The following is a 14,963-nucleotide window of genomic DNA, read 5'->3' on the forward strand; positions in this document are numbered from 1 at the left end:
CGAGTACCTCTCAGCTCCGTGACTAACGGTGTTTCCTGAAGCAAAGTGTAGTAAAAAGGTCAGATACCGGAAGAAACATCAAACCAGCAAGGAGCAGGAACGCCCATGAAGATGATCACAACCACCCTATCCGCCGTCACGATCGCAATGTCACTGGCCAGCACACAGGTAATCGCCGACATGCAGACCGAAACCGTCGAATATTCCGTTAACGGGGACACCTTCACTGGCTATCTCGCCTGGGACGATGACGTCGAAGGCAAACGCCCGGGTGTACTCGTCGTCCATGAATGGTGGGGCCATAACGAATTTGCCCGCGACCAGGCGGAAAAGCTGGCCAAAGCCGGCTACACCGCCTTCGCCCTGGACATGTACGGCTCTGGCAAGGTCGCCGACCATCCTGACGACGCCAAACAGTTCATGCAGGAAGCCACCAGTGACATCGACAACATCAAATCCCGTTTCGTGGCAGCGATGGAACTGCTGCAGGAGCACGACAGCGTCGATGGCGACCGCATTGCCGCCCAGGGGTACTGCTTTGGTGGCGCCGTGGTACTGAACATGGCGAGGCTGGGTGTCGATCTGGATGGCGTGGTGAGCTATCACGGCGCTCTCGGCAGCCCCATCAAGGCCGAGGCCGGCAAGGTCAGCGCCCGCGTGCAGGTCTATACCGGCGGAGCCGACCAGATGGTGCCGTCTGATCAGGTTGCCGGTCTGGTCACGGAAATGCAGGATGCGGAAGTGGACCTGACCCTGGTGTCATTCCCCGGGGTTCTGCATTCTTTCACCAACCCGGAAGCCGACAGGATTGGCAAGGAATTCGGCATGCCTGTCGGCTATGACAAAGCCGCAGCTGACCGTTCCTGGGACGGCACACTGCGTTTCTACAACGAGATCTTTGCGGAATAAGCGGTCACCAGAAGGATCGCTCTACAGGGCACCGGCAATGGTGCCCTTCACTTCCTCCATCAACTCGTCTACCGACTTGTCACTGGTCGTGACCGGTGGATGGATAACGACTTCAATAACGCCAGGACTGAACGCCGCTGTGCCTTTGGGCAGTCGATCGTGGGAACCCCGGATCGTCACCGGGAGGATCGGCAATTCCCCGTCCCTGGCAATCACGAATCCGCCTTTCTTGAAGGGTAACAAGTGACCATCCAGCGAACGCGTGCCTTCCGGAAACAGCAGTATTCCGGTGCCATCCGGCAACTGGGCGACGCCCCGCTTGATACTCTCCAGGGCAGCACTGCCTTTTGAGCGGTCGATAAACAGGTTTCTCGAGGTTTCCAGCGCCAACCCGAACAGCGGCACCTTTCTCAGTTCCTTCTTGATGACCCAGCGATATTGCAGCCCCAACGCCAATACCAGTGCCGGCGGATCAAAGTAGGACGCGTGGTTGCTGAGAATCACGTAGCGTTGCCCCGGCACGATGTTCTCCCTGCCGGTCACCACCAGGCGGATACCGGTTACCTTAAGGATGGTCCACGCAAAGACCTGGGTGCCATGGAAAGCGGCATCACCACGCTTGCCCAACAAGGCAGCAATGACGATCGGAAAGAACAGCAGCAGGGTCAGCAGGGCAGCCCAGAACAGAATCCAGGTGGCTTTGAGGAATTGCAGCATAGAAGGGGTTCCTGAACATCTCGACAACGACAGTCAATAACGGACAACAGGGGCGTAAAGATTACACAGGGAGACTGGAATCACAAATTTCGGGAGGGGCCAAAGACATAAAAAAAGGCAGCCGAAGCTGCCTTTTTTGGCGGTTATTGCTTAATCCGGGAGGGATTAAAGAGCAACAACGTTCTCCGCCTGAGGACCTTTCTGGCCCTGGGTAACGGTGAACTCAACCTGCTGGCCTTCTGCCAGAGTTTTGAAACCGCTGCCCTGAATAGCGCTGTAGTGAACAAAAACGTCCGGGCCGCCTTCACGAGTGATAAAGCCAAAGCCTTTTGCTTCGTTGAAGAACTTAACAGTACCGGTAGTAGTAGACATACTTAAACTTCCTGAAATCAATCATATTATCTGCTGCCAGACACCTTCGTGGTGCAGGGTCAGCGTTTGACGGAAATACAGAACTCGCGGAATCAAAAACAGGACGGTCACTACTAACTGCGGAGGTACGTCTTATTCATGAAATGCTTTGCTGAATCTTTCCTACGCGAAACACTCTACTCCTGATTCAGGGGATTGCCAAGGGTATTTTTAATAATTTCTGTAGGTAGAGATACCCATCAGCCGCGAAGCAGGCCAAAAGTATAAATTCCCAGCGCTGTCATGAGGATGGAGCCGATCACATGGGCCAATACGCCGGCAATGGCCATACTCCACTTGCCCTCCTGGATGGCCGCGAACATCTCCAGCGAGAAAGTGGAAAAGGTGGTTAACGCACCGCACAGGCCGGTGATGGCGAACAGTCGCCATTCAGGAGCCAGGGAACTGCCATGCATGAAGAAACCAATCAACAGCCCCACCAGCCACCCGCCCGCAAGGTTCGCCACCAGGGTACCGATGGGAATGGCGTGATAGCTGGCATTCAGCCACAAACTCAGCGCCCAACGAAGGTTGGCGCCGATCACGGCGCCAACACTCACGGCAACAAAGGACAGCCACATATCAGATCACTGCCCGATCATGCAGGGTTGTGATCAATGACTGTGTCCTTGTTACGGGCAAACTCATCAAACGGGAAGTCGTCCACGGTGAGCATTTCCAGCACCACCGTCTCGTACTGCCGCATGAAGTCCGCCTCTTCCTTGGTATATACACCGGCTTCCAGGGCCGCTTCAAAGCGCTCTTCCGGGTGGAGCGCGGTCATCGGCAACTCGCCCTTGGCGTAGGCCTTGGTGACCTTGCGATAGAGCTGTTCGGCCTTGTCGTAGTCCTTCAGCAGGCCATTGTAACTGGCCACCGGGTTTTCCACCTTGCCTTCGCCATCCGTGGTCCAGGCACTGGCAATCAGCTTGCTACGGATCGGGGTGTCGGTGGAGATCGCACGGGCCAGACTGCGTGCCAGGTCATCATGAGGTGCGTCCCAGCGGCGACCGAGCGGCATGGTCACAACGCGCAGAGCCATCGCCACCGGACGATTGGGCAAATTCTGGAGGAATTCATCCAGTGCATTTTCCGTGCGGTGGAGCAGCAGGCCGAGGCTGTACTCCATCACTTCCCTCTCACCTTCCACCGGCTGGGTTTCGTGCCAGTTCTTCAGCACCATGGACGCCAGATACAGGTTGGAAAGCATGTCACCCAGTCGCGCGGAGATCAGCTCGCGCATTTTCAGTTCACTGCCCAGCGTGGTCATGGCAGCATCACCGCACAGACCAAAGGCGGCACTGAAGCGGGCAACGGCCTGAGCGTACTTGCGACTGGCGCTGTCAAACGGTACGTCCGCGCGCCCTACGCCCAGGGCCTGGGTAAAGGCACGGGCGGCATTGCCAAAGATCAGACCGGCGTGACCGAAGAAGGCATCATCGAACGCATCGATGTCGTCATTGTCCTTCGCAGCCAGCTCCTTGAGCACGTAGGGATGGCAGCGGATAGCGCCCTGACCAAAGATCATCAGGCTGCGAGTCATGATGTTGGCGCCTTCCACGGTGATGGACACCGCGGCACCACTGAAGCCGATACCGAGGTAGTTACGGGGCCCGAGAGTGACCGTCTTGCCGCCGTGAACATCCATGGCATCGGTCAGCACACTGCGCTGGAACTCGGTCAGGTGGTACTTGAGGATCGCCGACGGGACGGCCGGTTTCTCGCCCTTGTCGATCATGTTGGCGGTGTGGTTTACCGCTGCCTGGGAAATGTAGGTCTTGGCGGCAATCCGCGCCAGAGGTTCCTGCACCCCTTCCATATCCGCGACCGGAGTATTGAACTGACGACGAATCCGGGTAAAGCCACCTGCAGTACCCACGGCATAAGCCGCGGCACCGGCTGCACCGGATGGCAGGGTGATGCAGCGACCCACGGACAGGCATTCAACCAGCATACGCCAGCCCTGACCGGCCATTTCCTGACCACCGATAATGTAATCCAGCGGAATGAAGACATCCTTGCCCTTGATCGGACCATTCAGGAACGGATGACCAATGGGGCAATGACGACGACCGATTTCCATCCCCTTGGTGTCTCGGGGAATCAACGCACAGGTGATGCCGTAGTCTTCCTCATCGCCCAGCAAACCATCCGGGTCGAACATGCGGAACGCCAGGCCGACCACCGTGGCAATCGGCGCCAGGGTGATCCAGCGTTTCTCAAAGTTGAGCCGGATGCCCAGCACTTCCTTACCGTCAACTTCCTGCTTGCAGACAATGCCGGTGTCCGGCAGGGAGGTGGCGTCCGAACCCGCGCGGGGACCGGTCAGACCGAAACAGGGGATCTCACGCCCGTCCGCCAGGCGCGGCAGATAATGGTTCTTCTGCTCCTCGGTACCATACTTGACCAGCAGCTCACCCGGGCCGAGGGAATTCGGCACGCCTACGGATACCATCAGCATCTCGTTGGCCGCCAGCTTCTGCAGCACCGCGGTTTGAGCCTTGGCCGAGAAATGCAGGCCGCCGTATTCCTTCGGGATAATCATGCCGAAGAATTTTTCTTTCTTCAGGAAGTCCCACAGTTCTTTCGGCAGATCAGCACGCTCGACCGCCAGGTCCCAGGCGTTACACATGGAGATGGCCTGGGTGCACTGGTTATCCACGAATGCCTGTTCTTCATCGCTCAGGCCGGTGTTGCGATTGATCAACAGGTTGTGCCAGTCCGGCTGGCCGGTGAACAACTCACCATCCCAGCCCACAGTGCCCGCTTCCAGGGCTACCTTCTCAGTCTCAGAGACTTTCGGCGCCACTTTCTTGAACATGGCGAAAATGCGCGGTGTCAGCCAGCTCTGGCGGAATCCCGGCAGCCCGGCCGCGGCGGTTACGCCGGCACCAATAAACAGAATCAGCGCGAGGGTTCCGGAGGCAAATATCAGGGACAACAGCCCGACCACCACCATCACACCAATGGCCGGCTTGGCGCCGGACTCCCGGCGCGCCACGGTCAGCAGACCGGCCACCGCGATCACGAACAGAATGAAAGTCATCATAAGGTCTCTCTGTCATTCATGGATTGAATATCGAAGACTACATTTCGTTACGTTCAAGGTAACCGATCAGATGATTCCTGACCAGTAATCACATCATGATCAGGCAGTTACAATCACCCGAATGCCTTCCAGGGACAGACTGGCCTGCGTGAGCGCCGATTTTGCCGCCCCGAACTGGTCCCGGAAAAATCCGATCTCTTCGTCCCGGATGGCCGGGTTCACTTTCTTCAGCGCTTCAAGACGACGGATTTCCGGCTCAAACACCCGGTTTAACTGTTCCAGTGCTTTTTCACGCATCGGTTCCAGATGAGGGTCCGCCAGCCCCTCGGCGTGATCAACCATGGTCTCCACCTGTGGCCGGATTTGCGGCACGATCGCCTGCGCAGTGCGCCGGCGGATATTGGAGCAGAGATCGTTCAGGCGGTCATGGGGCAAGGCGGCAGACAGATCGCGACCATTGACGTCCACCAGCAACCGCAGCGGCGACACCGGCAGGTATCGCGACAACTGCAGTGATTCGGGCGCCGGGCAGTGCACCGTGAACAAGGCTTCCAGCAACAGCGTACCCGGCGGCAAGGCCTTCACCGACAGACTGGCCAGCGCAGCCTTGCCGAGGCCGGAGCTGGTCACCGAGTCCATCACACCAGTCACCAGCGGGTGCTCCCAGCTCATGAACGCCATGTCTTCCCGCTCCAGCGCCTGCTGCCGGCTCCAGGTGACGGTCAGACCATCTTCCGGCAATTCGGACACGTGCCCGGCGTGGTAGTGCTCGCCGGGCCTGAGCACATCGGCGTGCTCGGAATGATCTTCTAAATCCACGCCGAGGATGTCGAACGCCTCTATCATGTAGTCCCGCACTTCCGCGGAACCTTCTTCCTGCTCTATCTGGCTAATCAGATCCGTCGCCACATCCGTGCGACAGGAATTCATTTCGATCAGTGCATCGCGACCATTCTGCAGCAACGTACGCAGGCGGTCGGCCTCGGCCCTGGAATCCGCCAGTACGGTGTCCAGTTCTGCAAATTCGCCATCCACCACACGCTGCCATTCGGCCTGGACCTTGTCCTGCACCGCAACGCCAACGGAACAGCTCTCACCAAAGGCATTGAGCCCTTCATGGAACCAGCGGAACTGGGCCTCCTGAACCGTGCCTTCCAGATAGGGAATGTGGATGTCGATAGTGTCGGACTGGCCAATACGATCGAGCCGCCCGATACGCTGCTCCAGCAAGTCCGGGTTGGCTGGCAGGTCAAACAGCACCAGGTGGTGGGCGAACTGGAAGTTGCGCCCCTCACTGCCAATCTCGGAACAGATCAGCGCCTGGGCACCCTGTTCGGTGTCGGAGAAATAGGCCGCCGCCCGGTCCCGTTCGATCAGGCTCAGGTGCTCGTGGAACGCCGCACTGCGGATACCGGCCCGCAGCTGCAGATAATGCTCCAGCGCCATGGCAGTGCTGGCATGGGCACAGATAACCACCACCTTGGCCGGCTTCAGGCTGGTCAGGGTTTTCTCGAGCCAGGCCACGCGGGGATCGTCCGCCAGCCACTGCTCTTCGTCCAGCGCACGTTCCGGCGCCAGATTTTCGAGGCCAAACCGGTGGGGCTGATAACTCTCGGGACACGGCAGGGGGACCGGCAGGGCACGGCGTTCCGGAAAGCCCTGAATCGCAGCGCGGGTATTGCGGAACAGCACGCGGCCGGTGCCGTGACGATCCAGCAGGGCATCAATGATGGCCTGTTGCGGCTCGGGAGTCTTTTCCAGCACCGCCAGTTCGTCACCCAGCCAGTTTTCCAGCGCGGCCCGGTCATCCGCAGCCAGGCTGTCACCGTTATCCTGCAAGCGGCGCACCACCTCATTGATGGCTTCGTACTGCTGCTCTTCCTCGCGGAAGGCCTCCAGATCGTGGAAACGGGCGGGGTCCAGCAGGCGCAAGCGGGCAAAGTGGCTGGCCACGCCCACCTGCTCCGGGGTCGCGGTCAGCAACAACAAGCCCCGGCTGGCCGCCGACAGATCCTCCACCAACTGGTATTCCGGGCTTACCTGCTCCGGACTCCAGGCCAGGTGGTGGGCCTCGTCCACCACCATCAGGTCCCAGCCGGCCGCCACGGCGTCCTTCTGGGCCTGTGGGCTGGACTTCAGGAAGTCGAGGCTGCACAGCACCAGTTGATCGCTTTCAAACGGATTGACCGAGAACGCATCCCCGAACACCTTGTTGACCAGGGCGTCGACGTCGTCCTCACTTTCGGACAACGCATCGTAGCGGCCCTGATCAATAATGGAGAAGCGCAGGTTGAAACGCCGCAGCATTTCCACCAGCCACTGGTGAATCAACGAATCCGGCACCACGATCAACGCCCGTTTCGCACGACCGGTGTGCAGCTGATAGTGAAGAATCAGGCCCGCTTCAATGGTTTTGCCAAGGCCCACTTCGTCGGCCAGTAACACCCTGGGCGCATGACGGCTGGCCACTTCATGGGCAATGTAGATCTGGTGAGGCAGGTGCTGGGTACGGGCCCCAATCAGGCCCTGGGCGGAGGATGCCCGCAAACGATCCTGGTGCTGCAGGGTCGCGACGCGAAGCCGGAAGGCGCCGTTGCGGTCAAACTGACCGGCAAACAGGCGCTGATGGGGCGCCGAGAAATTCACCGAGCTGCTCAGCTTGACCTCGGAGATCTGCTGGATGTCTTCGCCATCGTCGGCGTGGTACATCAGCACGCCGCCCAACTCTTCCACTGCCCGCACGGTATAGCGATCGCCATCGAAGGTCTCGATCTCTTCACCTATCTGGTAAATGATGCGGGACAGGGGGGCGTTATCAATAGCGTAGGTGCGCTCTTCGTCGGCCGCCGGGAACCCGAGCGTCACCCGTCGCCCCGAGATGTCGGTGACAATTCCAAGCCCGAGACCAGTGTCGCTGTGGCTGACCCAGCGCTGGCCGATGACAAAATCCGATGCGTCCAAGAAACCTCCGTCGCGTTTCAATTCAGGGTGTCTGTAAAGTCGTTGCTTGCGTCAGTGTCATTACTTCAGTTGTTTGTAGTCTGCGCCGCTCTCACGCACCCAGTAAGCCGCCGCGCCACACACCGCCGCCGGTACCACCACCAGGTTCAGCACCGGCACCATCGCAGCCAGCGCCACCGGCAGACCAAAACCGAAGGCAGACAGCCGGGTATCACCCAATAGCTTGCGCAACGCGGGGAAACTGACCTTATGATTGTCCGCCGGGTAATCCACGTACTGCAGCGACATCATCCAGCAGTTAAAGAGGAACCACAGCACGGCAGCCACCAGGTTAACCACCGGAATCAGCCCAATGATCAACAGGCCGATGGCCCGCGGCAGGTAGTAGAGAATTTTCTGCACTTCCCGCCACAGGGCGCGGGGAATATCGCGGATGATCTGGCTCCAGCCATCGTCGGTGCTGACTTCCTGGCCGGTGAGATGCTTCTCGGTCAACTCCGCCAGGTAGCCATAGAAGGGCGACCCGATCAGGTTCGCCAGAATGACAAACCCATAGGCCAGCATCAGCAGAATCACCACGCCGTACAGAATCCAGAACAACCAGTCCAGGCTCTGCAGCCAGGCCCAGTCAGGCAACCAACCCATGGCGGCAGCGATCATGGCGGCGAACAGTTCAGCGAGAAAATAAAACAGCAGACCAAACAGCAGGATGTTGATAATCAGGGGAATAACCACGAACAAGCGCAGGCCAGGCTGGCGAATCAACCTGAAACCTTCACCGAGGTAGCCCAGGCCACGAAAAAAGTTTCCCTTCAACATAGGTGGCATTACCTCCGCTTCAATGACAGTGACGGGGCGCAAAGCATACCATGTTGCCACCCTCACCACAGCCCGATGAGATCCCGGATTCGCAGATGTGAGAATATCTCCAGTTTTTTTGTGCGATATTTCCTACAAGCGCGTAAGCCCTTGCGGAAACATTGCGTAGGCACTCCGATCACACAAAACCGCAACTAAACTAACTCACTGTTTTACCTAAATTAACCAAAGGCGTCATACAAATGACGGCGCAAGGACCTGCGTATGTCACACGTTTGTCAGACCAGGGTTGCTATAGTGGATTCGTCAGGGATGACAGGGAAACGGAAGACGCACAGGACGCACCCCGGCAATTGGATGCAGGGAGAGGCAGGGACACATGGACGCCTCGCTTAAGGGAAATTTTTCTGGATAGCTGGCTCGGACGCCGGCACCACGGAGTGGCTCAAGGATAACGCAACACGGCAGTTGCAAATTTCGCAAGGACGCGACGACCTGTTCCGAAAAGGGCAGCCTGAGGGTTGCCCTTTCTTTTTCTATGCTCCCGGCAACCCTTCCACCAGATATATCCGGACCTGATTGAATTCTTCGAACTCGTTGAGATCCGGCCAGGTTCTGCCTTCAATCACCGTTTGACGCTGGTACCGCTCGTCACCCAGATTCTTGACCCGAGAATCCGCAAGCAGCACCTGGGGGGCGGCGCTGTGAAATGCCTGTAACAACGGCTTGTTTTCAGGATCGTAGAGCACGTCCGCCGCCGTCACCACGTCGATGCCTTCCGGCTTTGCATGCCAGTCTCCACACAGAGTTACCGCAACATTGTTCAGACGCGCATTAGCCGTAGCGGCATCGAGCGCAGCTGGGTCAATATCACAGACGATGGCCTCAGTTGCGCCAGCCATCGCAGCGGCGATCGCCACCACACCGGAGCCGGAACCGAAATCCAGCACCCGCTTGCCCGCCACCCGTTGCGGATTCGCCAGGATCCAGGCCGCCAACACCTGCCCACTTGCCCAGCAAAAGGACCAGTAGGCAGGTTCCGCCACCACAGCCTGTGCTTCCTCATGACTCAGCGGCCCTTCCAGCACCGTGGGATCAAACAGATAGAGGGCAATTTGCGGACACCCGGCCGGTCGGGTAACCGCAACCCGCCCACGGCTGAGGGTCTTCTGCAGGTGGTGATTGAGTACGTCCTCGTTCATCACGACTCCGGATCACTGGTTATGAAAGCGCTGCATTGTAGCTTGCGCCAGCGGACAGCCATACCTGTGGGCGAGCAAAAAACCACCGTCTCCGTTATACTGCAGCGACATTTTTCCTACGACCCAAACCACTGAAATGGCTTCCAGACCCGATACCGACGATTACCTCTCCCTGTTCCTGAATGACACCCCGATGATGGACGTCCGCGCCCCGACGGAGTTCGGCAAGGGCAGCTTCCCGTGCGCGGAAAATGCGCCGCTGATGAATGACGAGGAACGTCACCGGGTCGGCATCTGCTATAAGGAAAAGGGCCAGGACAAGGCCATTGAACTCGGCCACCAATTGGTTTCCGGCGACATCAAGGGCCAGCGCATTGAGGCCTGGAAGCGCTTCATTGCCAACCACCCCGACGGCTATCTGTTCTGCTTCCGGGGCGGCCTGAGATCACGGTTAACGCAACAGTGGATCCGGGATTCAGGCATCGATTACCCGCTGATCAAGGGGGGTTACAAGGCGCTTCGCCGTTTCCTGATCGACAGCCTGGAATCCATGATAGCGTCTTCCGGGTTCATCATCCTGAGCGGCCGCACCGGCACCGGGAAAACCCGGGTGCTGCAGCAGCTGCCCAACCCGGTGGATCTGGAAGGTCTGGCCAACCATCGGGGTTCCAGTTTCGGCAGGAAGGTGACGCCCCAACCTTCGCAAATCGACTTCGAAAACCGGCTGGCGGTGGCCATGCTCAAGGCCACACATCGTATCGGTGGCCCGATTTACCTGGAGGATGAAAGCCGGCTTGTGGGACGCTGTGTCCTGCCGGAAAGCCTGAGGGAGCGAATGTCCGAAGCGCCCCTGATGGTGCTGGAGCAGCCAATGTCGGAGCGGATTGCTATTATCCGCGAAGATTATGTCGAAAACATGCTTGCCGATTATACTGCCCGGGACGGCTCCGAGGCCGGCTGGCTGAACTTCCATGACTACCTGCTCAGCGCACTGGACCGGATCCGCAAGCGACTGGGCGGGGAAAGGCACAAACACCTTCGGGAGTTGATGACCGAAGCTCTGGATCAACAGCGGGACAAGGGCGATCCGGGCGGTCACAATCGATGGATCCAGGCACTGCTGGAAGACTATTACGACCCGATGTACGACTATCAGCTGAGTCAGAAGAAGGGGCGGATTATGGTCCAGGGCCCTCCGGCTACCATCATTGACTGGGCCAATCGCTAAACGGTTTCGTAGGGAACCTCGAATATTCACCTGAAAAACTAACGAAGAACAAGGAGTCGCCTGATGGAAGACCTGTTTGGTGCGGATGGAAGAGCTTCTGAGATCATTGATCAGGGCATTGCGCTGATCATGGCCTACGCCCCCAAAGTTGTGCTTGCGATCATTACCCTGATTGTCGGCCTCTGGCTGATCAATCGTTTTATTGGTGTCCTGGATGCCAAGCTTGGGCAGAAAGACCCGACACTCAACAAGTTCCTGTGCGGCCTGATCGGGGCCATACTGAAGATCCTGCTGCTGATATCCGTTGCTTCCATGGTTGGCATTGCCACGACGTCGTTCATCGCCGTCATTGGTGCCGCCGGCCTGGCCGTTGGCCTGGCACTGCAGGGCAGTCTGGCCAACTTTGCCGGTGGGGTACTGATCCTGATTTTCAAGCCGTTCAAAGTGGGTGACACCCTTGAGGCACAAGGTTTCCTTGGCGCCGTGGCAGAAATCAGCATTCTTTATACCGTCGTCAACACCTTTGACAACCGCCGCATCGTGATCCCCAACGGCAGCCTTTCCAATGCCACTCTGATCAACGTCAGCATCTACGACAAGCGTCGCTGCGACATGACCTTCGGCATTGGCTATGACGATGACATCGACAAGGCCAAGGCCATCTGCCAGCGCCTGTTCGAGGAAGACGATCGCTCACTGATGGATCCGCCGCCAAGAATCTGTGTGGGCGGGCTTGGTGACAACTCCGTCGACATCATGTTCCGAGCCTGGGTAGCCACTGACGATCTCTGGCCGTACTACTGGGATATGCAGGAAAAGGTGAAGAAAGCGTTCGATGCAGAAGGCATCACTATCCCATTCCCACAGCGCGATGTACACGTTTACACCCACGCAGCGGAAGCGGGACAAGCGTCTCAATAATACATCCGGTTACTCGCATTCTGCTCAGCCTCAACTAAGCTGACGATAATGGCACTGGTTCTCCACCGGGGAACCAGTGCCAGGCCACCGGGGTCAGGCTTAGAACAACCACCGGCCCCAGTCGCTGTCATTGCTGGTAGGAGGTTGTCACTATGCCGGTACAGCAGTTGAAGGAGTTCCTCGATCAGGCAAACGTGGAATACATGTGCCTGTCCCACCCTCCGGCGTTCACCGCCCAGGAACTGGCCCACCACGTAAAAATTGCCGGTGATCGAGTCGTCAAAACCGTCATCATAGAGCTCGATGGCAAAATGGCCATGCTGGTCATGCCCGCCACCTGGCGTATTCGCTGGGACCGCCTCTCCGGCATCCTTGATACCGATTTTGTCGACCTTGCCGACGAGCAGGAATTCCAGGACCGCTTTCCCGATTGCGAAGTCGGCGCCATGCCCCCCTTCGGCAATCTGTTCGAAATGTCAGTCTATTGCGCCGAAGCCCTGACGGAACAGCAGGAACTGGCATTTGCCGCAGGCACGCATACCGAATCGGTACACATGAAAACCACCGATTTTCTGGAACTGGTGCAGCCGATGGTGCTCAACCAGGGGTTCACCAAACCGGGCGCCCAGAAACCGGCCTGGCTGGCAAAAGGCCGTCGTCGCCCGGAACACCTGCCCAGAACTCGGGTACCAAGGGCCGCCGGCTACTGACCGACGGTGCCGGACAGCGTCGGGTCGCTTGTCTGAAATCTTCCATCGCGTAAACTGGAAGCCTCAGACAGGAACCCGTTATGACTCAAGCTTTTGACATAGTTGTTGCCGGTGCCGGCATGGTGGGTGCAGCCCTGGCCACGGGCCTGGGCCAGAGCGGTTTCCGCGTGGCTCTGGTCGACAAAGCCGGCGCTCCATCCTTCGACACCAGCTCGCCTCCCGACATTCGTGTTTCCGCCCTCAGCGCCGGGAGTGAACGCTACCTGCAGCAACTCGGCGCCTGGCCACGGATGTTGGCCATGCGAACCACGGTATACCGACGTCTTGCGGTCTGGGACCAGACGCAACACCCCCTCAGCAACCTCATCCCCCGCAAACTGGGCGAGGTCGTCTTTGACGCTGCCAGCCTCTCGACCACCCATCTGGGCCACATTGTTGAGAATCGGATCACCCAGCAGGCGCTGTGGCAATGTGCGGAAGAGCCGCCCTCCGTGACCGTTCTCTCGGGCAACGGCGTGACCACTGTGGATAACGGCAACGACCGGGCAACCGTGACCCTGGAAGATGGTAGCGAACTGACCTGTGAACTGGTGATTGGCGCCGACGGTGCCCTGTCACGGATACGGGACATGGCGGGCATTGGTGTCACCCGTGACCAGTATGCCCAGCAGGCCATGGTCGTCTCGGTGCGTTATCTGGGGCCGGTGGAAGACATCACCTGGCAGGCCTTCCACCCCTCCGGCCCCCGGGCCTTCCTGCCGCTGCACAGCGCCGGCGATCAACACCCCGGAGAAAGCTGGGCATCACTGGTCTGGTACGACGCTCCCGGAGAACTCGCCCGACTGAAGTCGCTGGATACCGAATCACTGATGGCGGAGATCCAGAAGGGCTTCCCCACTGACCTGCCACCACTGACACACGTCGATGCCCGGGCCAGTTTCCCCATCGCCCGGCAACACGCCAAACAGTACAGCAATGGGCGCGTGGTTCTGGTCGGCGACGCCGCCCACACCATCAATCCATTGGCCGGACAGGGAGTCAATCTCGGTTTCCAGGACGCCGCCTGTCTGCAGTCCCTGATTCGCGAGGCCCGACGGGCCGGCTGCGATCTCGCCGACCCACAGTGGCTAGCACGCTACGAGCAGCAACGACGCCCCGCCAACCGCCGTATGATGCTGGCGATGGACGCCTTCTACCACCTGTTCAGCAACCGCATCCCGCCGGTTCACCTGTTACGCAACCTCGGCCTGGGGGCGGCCCGCGCCCTGCCCTTCGCCCGCAACCAGGTCGCCCGCTACGCCATGGGGATCGACGAGGAACTGCCGGCGGTTCTCAAACAGATCACTGCCCGTTTACCGGGGCTGAATCAGTTCTGAAACCGGTATAAAAAAACCAAGGAGCCATACATGTCAGAAACGATTTTCACCAAGATCATCAACCGGGAAATTCCGGCAGACATTCTCTACGAGGACGACCTCAGCCTGGCGTTCAGTGACATCAATCCACAGGCGCCGGTGCATTTTCTGGTGATCCCGAAAAAGCCCATCGCCACCATCAACGACCTCACCGAAGACGATCGTGAGCTGGTTGGGCACTTATATCTGGTAGCAGCGAAGATCGCCAAGGAAAAGGGGGTAGCAGACGATGGTTATCGGGTGGTGATGAACTGCGGCGAAAACTCCGGGCAGACAGTGTTCCACATCCACCTGCATGTGCTGGCCGGCAAGCCACTGGGGTGGCCTCCGTATACTGACAAGATGAAGCAGGCCTGAGGCTTGGGAGTAGGCAAGCGGGCCGGTAATGCTGTTTGGGACACGCTCAAGGCATCCATGCGCGCTTAGCTTTGGCCATCCCTGGCCAAAGATAGTCCCAAACAGCATTACCGGCCCACTTGCTCGTACCTTGGTACCAATGCTTCGAAAAGACTTGAGCGCACTTCGGTGATGGTAAATCCGGGCTTCTCCCAATCCTGGTTGGCCGGTGTGCGGTTCGGCTTTCCGGGACTATCTTTCGCCATGGATGGCGAAAGCTAAGCG

Annotated in this window: 13 protein-coding genes; 6 read left to right on the top strand and 7 right to left on the bottom strand. The window is 58.7% G+C overall.

The features are described 5' to 3' along the window. Positions 1-105 precede the first annotated feature (105 nt). Entirely contained in the window at positions 106-909 is an 804-nt protein-coding gene (locus tag ACJO5Y_RS19140; RefSeq protein WP_406989443.1) for a dienelactone hydrolase family protein, read from the top strand. 21 nt (positions 910-930) lie between these two features. Here ACJO5Y_RS19140 and ACJO5Y_RS19145 read toward each other — a convergent pair whose 3' ends face one another. The 7 genes from ACJO5Y_RS19145 to ACJO5Y_RS19175 form a co-directional block, all read right to left on the bottom strand. Continuing rightward, positions 931-1,626, bottom strand: a complete 696-nt coding sequence (locus ACJO5Y_RS19145) for a lysophospholipid acyltransferase family protein (protein ID WP_406989444.1) — start codon at positions 1,624-1,626, stop codon at positions 931-933. A gap of 165 nt (positions 1,627-1,791) precedes the next feature. Then, the gene (locus ACJO5Y_RS19150; RefSeq protein ID WP_008172950.1) at positions 1,792-1,998 is read right to left on the bottom strand and encodes a cold-shock protein; all 207 of its coding nucleotides are present in this window, start codon (positions 1,996-1,998) and stop codon (positions 1,792-1,794) included. A 239-nt stretch (positions 1,999-2,237) separates the two neighbouring features. After that, positions 2,238-2,618: a fluoride efflux transporter CrcB gene (gene crcB / locus ACJO5Y_RS19155; protein WP_406989445.1), complete on the bottom strand. Its 381-nt coding sequence runs from the start codon at positions 2,616-2,618 to the stop codon at positions 2,238-2,240. A gap of 17 nt (positions 2,619-2,635) precedes the next feature. Then, the gene (locus ACJO5Y_RS19160) at positions 2,636-5,083 is read right to left on the bottom strand and encodes an acyl-CoA dehydrogenase (protein ID WP_406989454.1); all 2,448 of its coding nucleotides are present in this window, start codon (positions 5,081-5,083) and stop codon (positions 2,636-2,638) included. 102 nt (positions 5,084-5,185) lie between these two features. Beyond that, on the bottom strand, positions 5,186-8,047 hold the full coding sequence (gene rapA / locus ACJO5Y_RS19165) for an RNA polymerase-associated protein RapA (protein WP_406989446.1): 2,862 nt from the start codon (positions 8,045-8,047) through the stop codon (positions 5,186-5,188). A gap of 60 nt (positions 8,048-8,107) precedes the next feature. Further along, positions 8,108-8,866, bottom strand: coding sequence for a sulfate transporter CysZ (cysZ, locus tag ACJO5Y_RS19170; protein ID WP_406989447.1), 759 nt, complete (start codon positions 8,864-8,866; stop codon positions 8,108-8,110). A 536-nt stretch (positions 8,867-9,402) separates the two neighbouring features. Then, positions 9,403-10,068 carry a class I SAM-dependent methyltransferase gene (locus ACJO5Y_RS19175; protein WP_406989448.1) on the bottom strand — a complete coding sequence of 222 codons (666 nt, stop codon included), beginning with the start codon at positions 10,066-10,068 and terminating at the stop codon, positions 9,403-9,405. Positions 10,069-10,204: 136 nt separating this feature from the next. On the opposite strand from ACJO5Y_RS19175, the gene mnmH reads away from it, so the two are divergent. From mnmH to ACJO5Y_RS19200, 5 genes are all read left to right on the top strand, one after another. Then, on the top strand, positions 10,205-11,296 hold the full coding sequence (mnmH, locus tag ACJO5Y_RS19180) for a tRNA 2-selenouridine(34) synthase MnmH (protein ID WP_406989449.1): 1,092 nt from the start codon (positions 10,205-10,207) through the stop codon (positions 11,294-11,296). A gap of 63 nt (positions 11,297-11,359) precedes the next feature. Further along, positions 11,360-12,217 (top strand): mechanosensitive ion channel family protein, encoded by an 858-nt coding sequence (locus ACJO5Y_RS19185; RefSeq protein WP_406989450.1) that lies wholly within the window; start codon positions 11,360-11,362, stop codon positions 12,215-12,217. A 152-nt stretch (positions 12,218-12,369) separates the two neighbouring features. Further along, positions 12,370-12,927 carry an aminoacyl-tRNA deacylase gene (locus ACJO5Y_RS19190; RefSeq protein WP_406989451.1) on the top strand — a complete coding sequence of 186 codons (558 nt, stop codon included), beginning with the start codon at positions 12,370-12,372 and terminating at the stop codon, positions 12,925-12,927. Positions 12,928-13,007: 80 nt separating this feature from the next. Continuing rightward, the gene (locus tag ACJO5Y_RS19195; RefSeq protein WP_406989452.1) at positions 13,008-14,303 is read left to right on the top strand and encodes an FAD-dependent monooxygenase; all 1,296 of its coding nucleotides are present in this window, start codon (positions 13,008-13,010) and stop codon (positions 14,301-14,303) included. Positions 14,304-14,333: 30 nt separating this feature from the next. Further along, positions 14,334-14,699, top strand: coding sequence for a histidine triad nucleotide-binding protein (locus ACJO5Y_RS19200; protein ID WP_406989453.1), 366 nt, complete (start codon positions 14,334-14,336; stop codon positions 14,697-14,699). Positions 14,700-14,963 lie beyond the last annotated feature (264 nt).

The sequence above is a fragment of the Marinobacter alkalisoli genome, assembly GCF_045449855.1.
Lineage (GTDB): Bacteria > Pseudomonadota > Gammaproteobacteria > Pseudomonadales > Oleiphilaceae > Marinobacter.